This window comes from Candidatus Scalindua japonica, assembly GCF_002443295.1.
GTDB lineage: Bacteria > Planctomycetota > Brocadiia > Brocadiales > Scalinduaceae > Scalindua > Scalindua japonica.
Window position 1 is genome coordinate 233,340 of record NZ_BAOS01000028.1, and the last position, 15,147, is coordinate 248,486.

Consider the following 15,147-nt stretch of genomic DNA (forward strand, 5'->3'; position numbering starts at 1 on the left):
ATTTTAATGTTTGTGCCGCAAGTGTCGTAAAAGATAGATTACGGATATGATAAGAATTATTACTATCACAAATGCAATGGAAGCATAGGGGCCATATTCCGCAACTTTGTCGTGTACCTTTCGAAGCAGCAATGCCCAGCAGATTATCGCAAGGTAAGTGCCGGATAGCACAATGGCCAGGTTTTTCCAGGGACTAAGTCCCAAAAGGTATCCTGCCGCACAGCCAACAACCGGTCCTGTCATCCAGAACGGCAGCCATACAAACATAAAGAGCCCGGCTATTCCATATTTATGTATGGTTTCCTGGTGGGTTTGCGCTGCAGCACTGGTGCGTTTCATGACTCTTCTGAGTGGTTTGATTACCAGGACACTGCGCCAGCTGAATACAAAAAGCGGATAAAAGATAAGTACCAGAATGGTTTCAATTATTACATTGGTGATTATAACCAATGTGTTGCCTGGTTCAAAAGAGTAACCGAAAGAGATCCCTGCGGCCCTTCCGAAAAGAATATTTGTCGCGCTCATTCCCATAAAGACATGTGCTCTCTCCGGAAAGCGGAGATAGCCCAGCCCTAATACGGTGATAAACAGAAGGGCTATTATCAATCCTATCTCCAGAATGTGACCTTCCGGTGTAGCGAGTAATTTTTTCCAAACATGCTTTTCTTCACATGATTTGATGCTTTCCAACTCCTTGTCATTTTTTTTCACAATTTGATTATACCACATTAAATAATTTTTTATAAATACAACAAGTATTATTGAACACAGAGTTGTTCAGAAGATAAAGCCGCAGAGTAGGATGTCAGTAAACAGGGTTTAGCGCTGTCACTTGCTTTATAGTTTCTGAAAAAGCATATAATGATTCAAATATATTATAAATTGTTCCAATTTAACACAATAGGGCCTGTTTTCGTTTATCATGGTGCCGTAGTCATGGTTTTTGTAAATGTAAATTTCACAGGCAGCTAGGAAAGTATATGTTTTGTTTCTGCAATTGGTATCGTTTTTGTGATACTCAATAGATGCAATTGTACATAAGTTTGAAAAAAGCTGTTCGGCCTTCATATTAAAAATCCGGATTCTACTGACGAAGCTTATTTAATATTATTGAAATTTATCAATCAGGTGATTTATGGAAAAGATATGCATTGTGAAAAGAAGAAGTAGTAGTAGTATGTCTAACGGACTGAGGGATGGCAGGGCTTTCATGCCGGTAAATAATCGTGAGGATTATGGTAGTGCCGATTATGAGTTTAAAAATCTGGCAGATGGCGATGGCGAAGGCGATAAGCTCTCACTGGACCTTACACCTGAGCAATCTGCGTTAATACAGTCAAACGAATATATCGAGTCCGTAACAGACGGTGAGACAAAAAATATTGTTTTAAACATGAAAAAATTAGGAGGTCATACCTTTCTTAACTTTCATTTTGGTGAAGTCGACAACATGAAGCTTCTAAAGACGAAAGAGGCATGCAGCATGCTGCATGTGAGCGCCAGTTTTTTATTGAAGCTCGTAAGAGAGAAAAAAATTAAAAGTTATAAACTCGGCAGGCTCAGGCGTTTTTCATTTCATGACATCCTTAATTATCTAACCGAAAATATTGAAAAGTAAAAACATTTTTTTATGAGGGAAATCTTATGTATTATGAATATTGGAATTTAAAAAAATCACCTTTTGATAATGTTCCTGATCCGACAATGTATGCGGCATGCCATGCTTCTATGGAGAATGCGATAGCAGAGACCCTGTTTGCCATAGAAGAGGGAGAAGATTGCCTGTCTGTGATAGTTGGTGATGTGGGATTAGGTAAGACAATGTCCATACGTATTATTATCGATTCACTTGAGAGTGAAAAGTACAAAATTGCGTTAATAACCAACCCCAGCACTACTTTTGTTCAGATATTGAGGGAGATCATAGGCCAGATAACAGGAAAGCCGTGTGAAGAGAGAAAAAAAGACGACTTACTGGAGATATTTAACAGGCTTCTGTTTGATACAAGTGATGAGGGCAAAAAGATTCTCATTTTTATTGATGAAGCGAATGTTATGTCGCCAAAGAAACTTGAGGATTTAAGGCTTTTAACTAATATGCAGCAAGATAGTAGAAATTTGTTTACTATGATACTCGTAGGCCAGATGGAGCTGGCAAAGCGGCTGGAACATCCGAAGAAAGCAAACTTTTTCCAAAGAATTGGTACTTATTGCCAGATAGAGAATATGCCTGACGAGGAGCAGTTAAGAAACTATGTCGAGACCCGTCTGCAGCGCACAGGTGGATCAGGGAAAATTTTTACAGATGACTCTTTTCCTGAAATCTGGGAATGTTCGGAACATGGTGTTCCTCGTCTCATCAATAAAATATGTAAGCTGTCATTGAAAGCGGGAGAAACCAATGAATTGGCTGAGATAAACAGTGAAATAATCCGTCAGATCGGGGACCGCTTCCGTAAAATAACTCGTCCCGCCTCGCCAAAAAGAAAGCCAAGGAAACGGTTAGAGAATGAAAAAGCTCCACGGCCTGTTAAAGATCCCCGGGATAATTTAGAAACTAAACCGGAAGATCAGGGTGAAAAATTAGTTGAGGCAGTTGCCGAAGAAGAGACTCCTCTGGAACCCGTATTGTGCTTACAGGATGATGGAGATGCCATAGCGCTGTCTTCCGAAACAGACTCAGAGAGTAAAGATGAGCCGGTCTGTACAGGAGGAATAACAGAAGATGGGTCAGTCTGTGCAGAAGGAATAACAGAAGATGAGCCAGTCTGTGCAGAAGGAATAACAAAAGAGGAGTTTGCTATCCATAATGGTGATGTACAAACCGAGGATGTTGTTTGTGAGAGTACAGAGCAAACCAGAACATTTCCCGTAGAAGTTGGTTTTGGGGATGAAAAGGCACTTTTTGAAGATGTTGCTGCTGATGAAGACGAGCGGGATGAGGTAGATATTGGAGGCAACAGGTTTCAGATAGATCTGTCCTCCAGCCTTATTGAGCAGGCAAGGGGTTCCAACCAGGACCAGCGTAACAAACTCGCCGGCACGATAGCGGCCCAGGCGTTAACAAACAACAGGGAGTTAACCAAGGCTGCTTCCGCAGATCCAGTTCCCATTTGGAATGAAATAAAAAAGTTTGTGCTCTGCAAGATTGGCAGATAAGCGTAAAGATAAATGAACTTTTGCTTTTTACCAATTATTAAAGAGTTGATTAATGAATAAAAAGAACCTGTCTCGAAGATGGTTTATGAAAGGGTGTATGTATGATCGTGTTGGTTCGAGACGTGAAAAATCGATAGATGCCTATAAGAAAAGCATAAAATATGATGACAAACATACTGATGCTTATGTGAATTTGGGATTTATTTATCTTGCGGGAAACGATTATGAGAAGGCTGCAAAATGCTTTCAGGACGTAGCGGAACTCGAACCTGAAAATCCTGAGGCATTCAATAATCTGGGATATTCGTACGAAAAAATGGAACGGTTCGGCTGTGCAAGGCAGGCGTACAAGAAGGCATCCGGTCTTGACCCTGGAAATGTTGAGACCATGCTTAATATTGCGAAAGTACAGGAACTGGAGGGGAATTATCACGGTGCTGTCAAGCAATATAATAAAGCAATTAAACAGGACCCTGATAATATCTCACCGCGCTTCTGTCTTGCAGTGCTATATGACAGTTATGATATGTTTGACGAAGCGCTGGAGGAGTACAAGGGTGTCCTTGAAAGAGATCCTGATCATTTAAAGGCTCTTTTGAATATGGGGAACCTGTATGTACAGCTAGGTGATTATGGCCAGGCAATAAAACTGCTTAAAAGGGTGATGACATTGGAACCCGATAATACAGATGCCTGTGACCGTCTGGGCGCAGTTTATAAGAGTGTTGAAAATTACGCTGAAGCTGCAGAAGCTTACAAAAGATTACTTTCTCTTGATCCATTTCAGGAAGAAACACATATGGAACTTGCGGAAACACAATATTTTCAATATCGTTCAAAGTTAAATGGGGTTAAAAAAGAAGAAGTCAGGCAGAGACTTGATTTTGTTTTAACTATTAACCCGAATAACGGAAGGGGGAAGCAGCTCCTTAAGGAGCTGCTAAAAGACGATATAATACCGGATAACGGATTATCCTTAACTCAGTATTAAAAATCAAGGAAGGCAGCCCGAGAGTAATTACTATCGTTGCATTCTACTGCCTCTTTATTTAAGCGGTGATAGCTGCGATGATCCCGGCGCTCTTGCCGCCAGGAGCGTACCTCCAACTACTGCCAGCGGTAGTATAAAACTAGACAAAAACGGAATTGCAAAAAGGAATGTAAATATTGCTCCAAACCCGGTACAGGCATAAATGTGACGCCACAGAAATTTAGCGCCCTGCCGGAGGCCAATACTCCTTCTGGTTTGCGGGTAACTGATATATTGGAAAGTGACAAGTAAAAAAGCGAGTATAAACGCAAATATATTTACAATCGGTACCCAGCAGAACATTATAGCAAAGACCGCGGCAATGAAGGCAGTTGCTGTCTTAAACAGGTCTATTCCGATAAGTTTAACGTGAGTTTTCAGCGTTTTTTTTGTAACCGTCGGCAATGGGATTTCCGTAACCCTTTCGGACCTTTCTGCTAATATATCGTTAAAGGGAGAGGCCACAATACTACTGGTAAAAATAAATGTTAAAGCCGCGACCATCCATAATATCATTTTTCCGGACAACAAAAAAAACCTGCCGATCAGACTGGCGGGGTCGAAGCCGAGCCTTGCAATATACTCTTGCAGGAGCGAAATTGCCCAGTCCTGCAGTTGGCTTATTCCATAGATAAAAAGTATAAATGTCAATGCAAGCGGAAGAGCACTCCAGAACAGCAGCGATTTGTTCCTGAATATCAGCTTGAGGGCCCGGTAGGGAAGGCTAAGCCCGAACCACAGGGAGCGGGTCCTGGGAAAATGTATTTTACGTGGAATTGTATTCATGTTATTTCCCATCAATTATATGCATTAGTGTTTATGTGTCAATTATAAGATGCTGAGACAGGTCAGTTTTGTTTTCAATCGGTAAGTGGAGGCAGCTGCTTTAAAGGTTTAAACTTGCTCAGACATATTTGTTCCGGTTATAATAATGCCATGTCTAAATTATTAATCACTATTCTCTGCTCCTGTCTCCTCTTTGCGGGATGTATAACGTCACAGACTTCAACAGGAAGCCACCATGAACGGGTCTCCCGTGATATAGCAGAAATACTCGCTAAGGCGGAACAGGACGCTTCTATCGGAGAGAACATCAGGGTAACAGTAAATCTTCTGACCACAAGTGTGACAGATTCTTTTGCTGTCGGTGGACTTATGCAGCGAGTATATGGAGATGTCACTGTAACTAGCCGCTCTGAAGCCTTTGCTCAATCAGGCTTACAGATAAGTGTAGCAGGAGAAGATTTTAGCGCTCAACTTGACATTGCAAAGCAGAAGCTTAAGTCCTCTCAAGATTCCGAACTTTTCCTGGTACTTGCCGATGGTGCGACCGGTTCAATAAACATCGGGAAGGAAATTACTGTGCCTCGGTTTTACTACTTTAACAGATGGTATAGTGGTATAAATTACGAATTCAGGAAGGCTGGCAGGTCGCTGCAAGTGACTGCCAGAAAGCTTCCTTCCGGTCTGATTGAAATGGAGTTGACTCCCGTCTTCTCCAGGTTTTTAAGTGATGGCGGAGACCTTGAAATGACTGAACTCACAACAACAGTAACTGCACGGCCTGGTCAGGTAGTGGTGATAGGCGGTGATACTTCTTCAGGTGAAAATGTAGCCAATGCTCTGTTGGGTTACCGTAAGGAGGGTGAGATGAAAGAGACCCTGATCACCGTTACGCCTCATATAAGATAAGGCGGACTATTGTTCTGTAATAGATAAAAGTGCATAAGGTTATCGAACAGATACGGTGTAAACAGATTTCTTCCCATCTTCAGGCTCCTGTTTCCCGAACAACCTGGGTGGTTGTTCATTGAAGATAGCTTCCCACCGGGTATTAGATATACTTCAGAGGATTACAAAGAGTTATATATCGGGAGTTCCCTATTGATTCCCAATTGAGTTGATTACAGGGTAAAGATTCCGGGATCCATGCCATTGTGATGTGGATGTGTGGATGGATCCTGCTATTTTCTGATGTTGCCGCAACCTCTGCAATGATATCTCCTTCATATACTCTTTTTCCCAAATCCTGGTTATTTCCTGGTTTAGTATGCCCGTAAACAGTGTGCAGTGTCTTTCCGCTTTTGTCTTTAAAGCTATGTTTTATATATATTGATTTTCCCAGAAAATCATCGTGGATGTAGACTATATCTCCGGTATACATTACCGGGATTTTTGTCCCATTGCCAACATGACGGACCTGTCCTGTCTTGTCTCTGTAATAGCAGAAGTCTATTCCTTCATGAGGTGCAGGTCTAAGCCCATTATTCTTCCACCATGCTTCGGTATCCTGGAATAGCATTCCGGGATAAAAGACCCACTCCTTGAATTCGTATATGTGGAAACCGTTATTATGTCTTAAAAAAGATGTTGCGAATGTTGATTCTGGTATCTTATTTTCTTTAGATTTCATGGAAATTAATCAGAAAGGAAGTTTTGATAAACAGGAAGGCTTTTGTCCATCTTTATCGAACAGAATGTTCGGACTGGTAGCCGCATCCATAAGATTGTGCAATTTCCGACAAATCCACCTATACTAACCGGAAAATAAAAATGATTGTTAAAAGAAGGGATTGCTGTTTTTTTCGATCCCGACCGTAGTCATAGGGCCGTGGGCAGGAAATACAAGAGTCTCATCCGGCAGCGTAAAGATACGTTCTCGGACATGCTTGATCTGGCATTTTGCCGCTTTGGTAGAACCGGTTCCACCAATCGAACCGCACATGAGAGCGTCTCCCGTAAATACGCATCCGTGTCCATAAAATGCAATTCCATGCGGGGTATGACCCTGTATGGAGATAGCCTGGAATTTTAAGTTGCCGACTTTGATTATTTCGGCTCCCTGTAACTGGTGTTCTGCGCCCTGGACTTCTCCATGGCCAGCATAGCTCTGGGTTTTATAACGGCTGTTGAAATCCGGCAGCCCTTCGGTATGATCCCAATGACCGTGTGTAAAAAAAAGAAATTTGAGCTGTATTTTCTGATCCTGCATAAAATCATCGATTTCGGTACAGAAACCGCCCGGATCAATAAATACTCCGGTTCTGGTTTCAGGATCAGCTATGAGAAAGCCGTTGATTCCGTAACTCCCCACGGTAAATCTTTTGAATATGAAGTTGGTCATCATTGTGCTGGTTTTTTTGTTTATATTTGTTAAAGGTTTCTAAGTTACTCGCAATTGTGGAGGGTAGGAAGCCCTCCCTGCAAAAATATTATATTTTTTTCACTGGGTTCCAGTTGAAAGAATACCTGTCCGCCCGGCAGGCGGACGAGATTGACAGTTTTTGGGTAAAAAATGGAATACATGCAAAAAGCTGACAGTACAACGTAACTATAATAAAAATATACTTAATCATAACGGACCTCTTCCAGATTGGCTGCCTGATGGATGTCGCTTTTAATCCACAGGGTTTCAATAAACCGGGCCTTATGAAATACCGCGTCGGCAAGGTTGCAGTCCTCAAAAGTACAGCGAATAAAAGTTGCCGCCCTGAAAATAGCTTTTTGCAAACGGCACTTTGTAAACTGAGTATCAATGAAAACGGCAGATGGAAAGCGGACAAAGAAGTAGTCTTCCTGTTCAAACCGGCAGGCTTGCCACCAGGTACCGCTAAAGGAAATTTCACTAAAACTGGATTCTCTGAGCCTGCAGTCGTGGAATGTAGATAAACCGAAGGTGCTTAATTTTCCTGCGGATTTCTCAAACCTGCATCCTGAAAAATGGTTCTCAGTAATAAAGGAATCCTGGATCTGTAAATTTCCCCAATTACACTCCTGGTAATAGCCTCTATCACAAAGGGTTTGATCGATTGCTATATTCTGAAAGCGGGTATTCCGGGCTCTGATAAAACGGCTACGTCCATCCAGTAGCTTAATTGACTGAACAGTGCTGTCGATCAGGCACCTGCCGGACATATCTTCCCTTTTCAAATCCCTGCCGGGAAGAGTCTCGTGGATGAGTACTTTTCTTTTTGAATTTTTCTGCATATTTTTTTCTGTTTCCGGCTTATGCATTCAATTTAAATGTTTCTTCTTCTAGCCGGTAATAGTTTCTATTAATTTTACATCCTCTTCCTTGAGTTCAAAGTCCATTGTCTGAAGGTCTTCTTTCATGTGTTGCTCACTGCTTGTGCCTGTAAGGGGCGTTATTCCTGCCTGTATGGAAAATCGGAAGACTACCTGTTCCGGGGTTTTCCCCAATTTTCTGGAAATTGACTGAACTTCAGGATTCCGAAGAACAAAGGGGTTTGCAGTTAATAGCGAAAAGCCTTCATACAGAATTCGGTTTGTTTTGCAAAATTCCCTGACTTCCGAGTCCCATCCCCGATTCGCAAAGCATCTGTTCTGAACTACCATAGGTTTGACTTCCGCTTTTTCAGTCAAGAGCTCCAACTGTACAATATTTACATTACTGATACCAATGTATTTTACTTTTCCGGTTTTGTAGAAATCTTCAATGGCACTCCAAACCTCCCAGTCCTCATTTCCCAGGATTGTTTGAGAGTATGGGCCATGCAGGAGATAAGAATCCAGATAATCGGTATGCAGGTTTTTGAATGTGCTTTCAATAGATTGTTTCACTTGTATGGTAAGGTTTGCAGAAGGGTCATAAGGGATTCTGTGGTCATGTCCGCCAACCGGGGTAAATTTTGACTGGAGAAACAAACCCTTACGGTTAATCCCTTTATCAGCTAATTTCAATAATGCATCACCCACAAGTTGTTCCTGATAATGTCTGGGTTGATTAGCGGTATCAATGGCAGAAAACCCTGCAGTAACCGCCCTTTCGACAAGATCTGCTGTGGCGTCTTCTTTCCATGCGGTACCATAGATAAATGAAGGGTATTTGTTGCTGTTTTCAGTAGCCATCTTTTCTCCTTCCGAATTTTCTGATTATTACATTATTGCCTGAGTTGAACAATTCTTAACCAGAATATGCGGGGCTGTTTTTTAGACAACCTTTATCTCTTTTTTTATTTGGTTGCGATTCTGTCATACTACAGTTATATATAATATACAGAACAATTCAAGCAGGGATTTTAAAATAGAAGGTTTTATGCATGTCAAAATATTATCCAATACATCTGGATGTTAGAGGTAAAAAATGCGTAATTATCGGTGGCGGGAAGGTCGCGTACCGTAAAGCGTGTAAATTAAAAGAGTCTGGTGCTGACGTTGTAGTGATCAGTCCCGAAGTCTGTTCTGAAATGGCTGGCGAAGAAGGGCTTATTCTGATTAAGAAAGAGTATGAAAAGGGTATTATAGATGGTGCTTTGCTGGTTATTGCCGCAACGGATAATGAGGCAGTTAATAAAAAAGTAACGCTGGATGCAGAGAAGAGGGGCATAATGATAAATGTGGTTGATTATCCTGAACGCTGCTCTTTTGTTGTTCCTTCAACAATAGAAAGGGGAGATCTCTGTATAAGTATTTCAACCGGAGGTGCAAGCCCTGCTGTTGCTAAGAGGATTAGAGAAGAACTGGAGGCGGTCTTTGGAAAAGAGTACGAGGAATACCTGGATTTGTTGACTAAAATGCGAAGCTTAGCTATGTCCACTGTAGAAGATGGTGCAAAACGCAGAAAAATACTCCAGCGTCTGGCTAAAAAAGATATTTTTGATATGGTGAAAGATCAGGGAGTTGAAAGTGTTGAGGTAAAAATGAGAGGAATTATTTCTGGGTAAAATAAAGCTTGGATTATTGTAAAAGGATTTTTAGAATCAGGTTCTACGGTTTGCCGTGTTTAGTTAGCGTCTTTTTTTGTTTCGTTCTGGGAGGTTGTTTCGCCCACTATAACAAAACACGCTTTCTGGTTTTTACGATACAATCGTTTCTCTGTATACGAGAATTTTTCTGCTTGAAACAATTCTTTATCAGTGATAACATGAAACCTCGCAAAAAATTAAGATTTTTTTATAAACTATACTATTTGTAAGGCTTAAGGAGCATTTGATGTCTGAGAAGAAGAGTGCGGGAAGAGTTGATTTAAATGAATTGAAAACCGGTGGCTTTATTAAGCAGAACCAGAAAGACCTGTTTACCGTCCGTTTAAGAGTTCCGGGAGGAAGACTGGATGTCGATAAGATGGCCAAGATTGCGGCAGTTGCTAAAAAATATAGCAAAATGGGTTACTGTCACCTTAGCTTCAGGCAGTCGGTTGAAATAATTGGTGTGCATATAGATGATTTTGATGCCGCGGTAAAAGAGCTGGCCGCATTCGGCCAGCCAATAGCATCTTGTGGTCCCAGGATCCGTGTTCCGACAGCTTGTGGCGGCAACGAATATAACCCTAACGGTGTTATGGATGCACAGAAAAAGGCACTTGAGGTAGATGAAAAGCTTTTTGGTACAAACTGCCCCCATAAATTCAAAATCTCATTTTCGGCATGTCCGATCGACTGTGCCAGAACAAGAGGAATGGATTTAGGGTTTCAAGGCGTTGTAGATCCGAATTATGAGGATGATCCGTGTACGGGTTGTACTCTATGTGAAAAGGCGTGTCTGGAAGGAGCGATAATTTCGGATGAAGATGGAAAGCCGGTTTTTGATAGAGAAAAATGTGTATTTTGTGGCGATTGCATAAAGGCGTGTCCTACTGATGCGTGGACTCCAAAACGAAAAGGATGGGCCGTTCGCGCAGGAGGAAAACATGGAAGGCATCCAAGAAAGGCAGATAATATTATGCTGTTCCTGCCGGATGAAAAGGTGTTGGATTTTATCAGCAAGACGGTAGAGTGGTATAACGCGAATGGTAAAAGAGGGGAGAGGATCGGGACAACTTTTGACCGTGTCGGGGTAGAAAAATACAAAGAAGAAGTTGCGCATTCTTTTATCGAAAACTAAATGAAAGAGAAAAAATTTATACTATTTCTGCATACTGGCAATTATGAAAAGCTATATCAGGCGGTGATGCTCGCTATAACTGCCGCTTCTATGGGGAGTAAAGTTTACATCTTTTTATTCTTCTGGGCTTTAAAGAAATTTGCGACAGATAAGATAGATGTTATCGATTTTCCTGAAGGGATGAGTGATGAAGACAGGCATCTGTTAGCGTCTGTACCGCAGGGACAGTCAGATATGCTGAAAGGGTTATTGAGTGAAGTTGGCCAGATGGGGAATCTGGAAATTTATGCATGCAGCGGTGCAGTAAAATTAATGGGATTGGACGAAGAGCTGGTAAAAAGCAAGGTCGATGATATTTTAGGATTACCGACGATGCTGAAAATGACTGAAGGCGCTGAAACTCAGTTGTTTATTTAACGTTGTCAGTAGGCTGATATTTTAAAGGTAATTGTGATTCATATTAATCAGCATTTAGTCAACAGGATGCTAAAAGAGGCAAAAACTGCCTACCCTCATGAATGTTGCGGTTTGCTTGTTGGTACAATTAGAGATTCCGAGAAAACAGTACATGAGGTTTATCCGGTTGAAAATAAGAATAAGGTAAGGGCCGCTGATCGGTATGAAATAGACCCTATAGAGTTTGATAGAATAGATCGGGAAGCTACAAAAAAAGGATGGAATATAACGGGTATCTATCATTCGCATCCTGATCACCCGGCTGAGCCTTCTGCGTTTGATAAAGAATGTGCGTGTGTATGGACTGAGTATTCATATATTATCATATCCGTTAAGGACGGTGTGGATGACGAATTGAGGTGTTGGCGCTTTGATTCCGTAAAGCAGGATATTGAAGAGGTAGAGGTGAAGATAAACAGGCGCGACTTTATCATAGGCATGTCGTTTATCGCATTCAGCTTTGTCGTTTATTTCAGTTTGTTCCTCATTCCGCTTTTTCCTTTATCAAAGAAATCAATGGTAGGCGCCGCAACTATAGGCTATCTGTTTAACTGGTGTTTGACCGGGATAGGTGTGTTTTTTGCAGGTAAAGAAGGCTATGCGCTTTTGATGGAAAAATTTTTAAAAGGTTTTTTTAGAAAAATGATAGGTAAAAAAGAAAAATGAGTGAAACCGATGCAGATGAAAAAATTGATTTAAGAGGGGTTCTTTGCCCGATTAATTTTGTTAAGACAAAATTAAAGCTGGAGATGATGGAAGGTGGACAAATTCTGGAAATAGCCCTGGATGATGGAGAGCCGATGAGAAACGTCCCGCGAAGTGTAAAAGAGGAGGGACACAAGGTTGTGAAGGTTGAGAAGGTCGATGACGGATACAAGATATTTGTAGAAAAAAGCACTTAATTTTTTTATGCTGATTTTGTCGACAGGTGAAAATCAGTTGCGCTTATTAATTCATCTTTTTTTTATAAGTTAATTAAACATGGTTTGTTTGTCACCAGAGAATTTACGATCATTATATGTATCTTTAAAAAAAAGAGTTGGGTGCTTTGTCTCTTTGTCTGTAACATAAAATAATCTGCCTGAAAGTTGAGATTCGTTGAGCTTTTAAGACCTTTTGTTTAAAATTAAATGTTGCGTTTATGACGAATTATTGTTAGTATGTTCGCGTTTGAAAGTCGGTTGGTTTTTTCTGAAAGATTGTACTTATATTTTATAGTTCCCTGAATTACTGACTAGTTGTTATTGTCATGTGAATCTGAGGAAAATTAAAGTAGTTGAATTGTATCATCAATAATGGGGGTCTGAAACATGGCTAGTGATGTAAAAGAAAAAGAAGCTTCCCGTGGTAATTTGTATACGTCCAAGAGAGATTTTTTTACCTTGGCAGGCTGGGCAGCGTTTCTGGTAACCGGGCTTGTTTACACTTTGAAATTGTTTGGGCCAAAAAACATCGGTGGGTTTTTCTTTCCCACGGTTCTTTTTGAGCCTTCTCCTGTCTTTTCTGTCGGGTTACCGATGGACTATGCACCAGGTACGGTAACAACGCTGAAGGCAAGGAAGGTTTTTATCATTCGAGAAGGCAACAGTTTTAAGGCGATATCGGTAATATGTCAGCACCTTGGTTGTGCGGTGCATTGGACAAAGGATAAGAATATATTCGAATGTCCGTGTCACGGAAGTAAATACTATAAAAACGGAGTAAATTTTGCCGGACCGGCACCCAGGCCGTTATTCCATTATGAGGTTAGCCTTTCTGATGAAGGCAAGTTGGTTGTAAATACAGAGAAAATAGTACCTATAAATACTGAGTTGGTTGTTTAATTGTCTAAAGTTCGTGCTAATGTAAATTTTTGCGAAAGGCATGTAGATGAGTCAGACAGAAGATTCTGGGCAGGGGACACGAGTTTCCCTTGAATTAGATTGGTTAAAAGAAAATATACGTTGTCAACATCGCTGTCCGGCACATATGGATATTCCTGGTTACATACGCCTGATAAGTCAGGGTAAGTACGAGGACTCCTACAAATTAATGCTGGAAACTAACCCCTTTCCCACCGTTTGTGGATATGTTTGTCCGCGCCCCTGTGAGTCTAAGTGTAAACGTGGTGATTTTGACAAACCGGTATCAATAGATAACCTGAAAAGGTTTGTTACGGATTATATATATAAAAACAGGATTAAAGTTCCTGCCCCCAGGATAGAAAAGAGAGCTGAAAAAATTGCTGTTATCGGTGCGGGTCCTGCCGGATTAACAGCAGCAAATGACCTTGCCGGGATGGGTTATCAGGTGACTGTTTTTGAAAAAGAGTCCAGGGTTGGGGGGATGATGATGTGGGCAATACCATCTTACAGGCTTCCGCGTGAGCAGATAATGTTTGATGTGAGCAATATAGAGGCCAGGGGAGTTGAGATTAAGTTAAATACGCATTTTGCAAGTCCCGATATGACGATATCAGGTCTTCTGGAAGGTGGATATAAAGCTGTTTTTATAGCTGTTGGTGCACAGAGAGGGCGGAAGCTTGAGGTTTCCGGAGAAGAGGGTACAGAGGGGGTCATGGATTGTCTTGATTTTCTAAAGGATGTGAGTGCTGGTGATTTGAAAAGCCCGGGTAAAACAGTAGCAGTGATTGGGGGTGGTAACTCAGCGGTGGATGCTGCGAGAACGGCTAAAAGGATAACGCCTGATGTTCACATCGTTTACAGAAGGACTAGAAATGAGATGCCGGCTCTTAAACATGAGATTGAAGAAGCGGAGCTTGAAGGCATCAGCTTTCATTATCTGGTGGCTCCTGTGAAAGTTCTTGTTGAAAATGGAAAGGCTAAGGGGCTTGAATGTGTAAAAATGGAATTGGGAGAGCCTGACAGTAGTGGGAGGCGAAGGCCTCAACCTATTCCTGATTCAGAATTTGTAATTGATACAGATTGTATAATAACGGCGCTTAGTCAAGAGGCAGATCTCGAATTTCTAGGTGATGACAGTGGGTTAGAGGCGACCAAATGGGGAACCCTTGTAGTGGATGATGGTCTGAAGACCGGTATAGAAGGTGTATTTGCGGGTGGTGATGTAGCTATGGGGCCAAGTACTATTATCGAATGTATTGCTCAGGGGCATCTGGCGTCTAAATCAATCGATTGTTACATAAGAGGAGAGGGCTTTGAGGAGACCAAAGATAAAGCCTGGGTTACTCTTATAGAAGGAGATTATATCCAGGAGAGGGAAAGTAATTTTGATAGTACGCCTCGCGAAGAAATGGCGACCATACCTAAGTCCAGAAGAGGTTCATTTGACCTGGTTGAGCTTGGCTTCATGGAATCGCAAGCCAGGTTAGAGGCTGATCGGTGCTTGAAGTGTGATCTGAGTATCAACGTTGTGGCTGATGATTGCATACTTTGTGGCAGGTGCAGTAGTGTTTGTCCTGTTGATGCACTGGAACAGGTTGATGCAGATACGGGAGGTGATCATAAGCCACATGTTAGTAAAGACGGGGTTGTGATAAGGCATACAGATATGTGTATCAGATGTGGAAATTGCAAAGATTGTCCGGTGGATGCAATTAATATGAAGCGTGTATTCTGGGAGCCTAATGAAGAAATTAATAAATCGCATAAAGCACAAGTAGTGAGTAGTGATTAGGGCGTTAGGATAGTGATGTGGGT

The 15,147-nt window shown here is 41.5% G+C and carries 17 protein-coding genes; 11 read left to right on the forward strand and 6 right to left on the reverse strand.

Features of this window, described 5'->3' with window-relative positions; genetic code table 11:
* Positions 1-3 precede the first annotated feature (3 nt).
* Positions 4-711 carry a small multi-drug export protein gene (locus SCALIN_RS15555; protein ID WP_162532355.1) on the reverse strand — a complete coding sequence of 236 codons (708 nt, stop codon included), beginning with the start codon at positions 709-711 and terminating at the stop codon, positions 4-6.
* A gap of 424 nt (positions 712-1,135) precedes the next feature.
* Here SCALIN_RS15555 and SCALIN_RS15560 point away from each other — a divergent pair, with 424 nt between their 5' ends.
* Genes SCALIN_RS15560 through SCALIN_RS15570 form a run of 3 tightly spaced genes read left to right on the forward strand, consistent with a single transcriptional unit; the run spans position 1,136 to position 4,150 of the window.
* Positions 1,136-1,618, forward strand: coding sequence for a helix-turn-helix domain-containing protein (locus SCALIN_RS15560; protein WP_096895374.1), 483 nt, complete (start codon positions 1,136-1,138; stop codon positions 1,616-1,618).
* A 26-nt stretch (positions 1,619-1,644) separates the two neighbouring features.
* Positions 1,645-3,159, forward strand: a complete 1,515-nt coding sequence (locus SCALIN_RS15565; protein ID WP_096895375.1) for an ExeA family protein — start codon at positions 1,645-1,647, stop codon at positions 3,157-3,159.
* Between the two features lie 52 nt (positions 3,160-3,211).
* Positions 3,212-4,150: a tetratricopeptide repeat protein gene (locus tag SCALIN_RS15570; protein WP_096895376.1), complete on the forward strand. Its 939-nt coding sequence runs from the start codon at positions 3,212-3,214 to the stop codon at positions 4,148-4,150.
* 54 nt (positions 4,151-4,204) lie between these two features.
* Here SCALIN_RS15570 and SCALIN_RS15575 read toward each other — a convergent pair whose 3' ends face one another.
* Positions 4,205-4,975, reverse strand: a complete 771-nt coding sequence (locus tag SCALIN_RS15575) for an EI24 domain-containing protein (protein ID WP_162532356.1) — start codon at positions 4,973-4,975, stop codon at positions 4,205-4,207.
* A 150-nt stretch (positions 4,976-5,125) separates the two neighbouring features.
* Between SCALIN_RS15575 and SCALIN_RS15580 the strand changes: the two genes are divergently transcribed.
* Entirely contained in the window at positions 5,126-5,881 is a 756-nt protein-coding gene (locus SCALIN_RS15580; protein ID WP_133111955.1) for a hypothetical protein, read from the forward strand.
* 142 nt (positions 5,882-6,023) lie between these two features.
* On the opposite strand, the gene SCALIN_RS15585 is transcribed toward SCALIN_RS15580, so the two are convergent.
* The 4 genes from SCALIN_RS15585 to SCALIN_RS15605 all read right to left on the reverse strand — a co-directional run bounded on the left by SCALIN_RS15585 (position 6,024) and on the right by SCALIN_RS15605 (position 9,058).
* Entirely contained in the window at positions 6,024-6,602 is a 579-nt protein-coding gene (locus tag SCALIN_RS15585; RefSeq protein WP_096895379.1) for a M23 family metallopeptidase, read from the reverse strand.
* Positions 6,603-6,749: 147 nt separating this feature from the next.
* Entirely contained in the window at positions 6,750-7,316 is a 567-nt protein-coding gene (locus SCALIN_RS15590; protein WP_096895380.1) for an MBL fold metallo-hydrolase, read from the reverse strand.
* Positions 7,317-7,537: 221 nt separating this feature from the next.
* Positions 7,538-8,176, reverse strand: a complete 639-nt coding sequence (locus SCALIN_RS15600) for a pentapeptide repeat-containing protein (RefSeq protein ID WP_162532357.1) — start codon at positions 8,174-8,176, stop codon at positions 7,538-7,540.
* Between the two features lie 48 nt (positions 8,177-8,224).
* Positions 8,225-9,058 (reverse strand): aldo/keto reductase family protein, encoded by an 834-nt coding sequence (locus tag SCALIN_RS15605; protein WP_096895383.1) that lies wholly within the window; start codon positions 9,056-9,058, stop codon positions 8,225-8,227.
* 191 nt (positions 9,059-9,249) lie between these two features.
* On the opposite strand from SCALIN_RS15605, the gene SCALIN_RS15610 reads away from it, so the two are divergent.
* The 7 genes from SCALIN_RS15610 (at position 9,250) to SCALIN_RS15640 (ending at position 15,124) form a co-directional block, all read left to right on the forward strand.
* Positions 9,250-9,873, forward strand: a complete 624-nt coding sequence (locus SCALIN_RS15610) for a precorrin-2 dehydrogenase/sirohydrochlorin ferrochelatase family protein (protein ID WP_096895384.1) — start codon at positions 9,250-9,252, stop codon at positions 9,871-9,873.
* Between the two features lie 268 nt (positions 9,874-10,141).
* Positions 10,142-11,032, forward strand: a complete 891-nt coding sequence (locus tag SCALIN_RS15615) for a 4Fe-4S dicluster domain-containing protein (RefSeq protein WP_096895385.1) — start codon at positions 10,142-10,144, stop codon at positions 11,030-11,032.
* Complete coding sequence (locus tag SCALIN_RS15620; protein WP_096895386.1) at positions 11,033-11,449, forward strand: DsrE/DsrF/DrsH-like family protein; 417 nt, start codon at positions 11,033-11,035, stop codon at positions 11,447-11,449.
* A 33-nt stretch (positions 11,450-11,482) separates the two neighbouring features.
* Entirely contained in the window at positions 11,483-12,154 is a 672-nt protein-coding gene (locus SCALIN_RS15625; RefSeq protein ID WP_096895387.1) for a M67 family metallopeptidase, read from the forward strand.
* Positions 12,151-12,390 (forward strand): sulfurtransferase TusA family protein, encoded by a 240-nt coding sequence (locus tag SCALIN_RS15630; protein WP_096895388.1) that lies wholly within the window; start codon positions 12,151-12,153, stop codon positions 12,388-12,390. Before SCALIN_RS15625 ends, SCALIN_RS15630 begins: the two co-directional genes overlap by 4 nt.
* Positions 12,391-12,798: 408 nt before the next feature.
* The gene (locus tag SCALIN_RS15635) at positions 12,799-13,311 is read left to right on the forward strand and encodes a QcrA and Rieske domain-containing protein (RefSeq protein WP_096895389.1); all 513 of its coding nucleotides are present in this window, start codon (positions 12,799-12,801) and stop codon (positions 13,309-13,311) included.
* A 46-nt stretch (positions 13,312-13,357) separates the two neighbouring features.
* Positions 13,358-15,124, forward strand: coding sequence for an FAD-dependent oxidoreductase (locus SCALIN_RS15640; RefSeq protein WP_096895390.1), 1,767 nt, complete (start codon positions 13,358-13,360; stop codon positions 15,122-15,124).
* Positions 15,125-15,147 lie beyond the last annotated feature (23 nt).